Source organism: Photobacterium damselae, assembly GCF_003026815.1.
Classification (GTDB): domain Bacteria; phylum Pseudomonadota; class Gammaproteobacteria; order Enterobacterales; family Vibrionaceae; genus Photobacterium; species Photobacterium damselae.
Map to the genome: position 1 here is coordinate 1 of NZ_PYOG01000121.1, position 558 is coordinate 558.

1 protein-coding gene is annotated in these 558 nt (G+C 42.7%); it reads right to left on the bottom strand.

The annotated features are described in order from the left end of the window. The coding region (locus CTN07_RS22635; protein ID WP_107183779.1) for an ISNCY family transposase at nt 1-558 on the bottom strand (558 nt) is incomplete at both ends.

Sequence of the window (558 nt, forward strand, 5' to 3'; positions counted from 1 at the left end):
CAGTTTATCGAACACTTTGAACGTGAGTTTTCGCTGGCCGTATTGGATAGCAATGGTCCCATCTGGTCGGTCAAGCACCTTGACGACTTGATTGATTAGTCGCTGATTTTCTTCCGTTGGATCAATAAGATAAACAACTTTATCATATTGAAATGTTAGCGATTTAGAGAGTTTTCGTAGTTCTTGCCAGGCAAAGATATCATTAAGCTCATCCGTCATTTCCCGCACTGGTCGATGCATATCTTTGGGGTATTTCGCAGGTTTAGCAAAGCGCCGGTTAAAATCAGCGATAAAGTCGGGGAGCCACACATTTGCTTGCTCGATAGTATCGATTCCTTGTAATCGCATTTCTTTAACTAAACGATCTTGCAACGTTTTGTTGGCACGCTCTACACGGCCCTTAGCTTGTGAGCTGTTTGCACAAATCAATTCAATATTTAAATCATGCAATACACGACCAAACTGAGTCAATCGTTCGGTCTTTGCATCACGCTTGCTGACATGAAATACGGCATGACGATCACTGTAAAAAGCGGTGGGTTTTCCATGCTGTTCAAG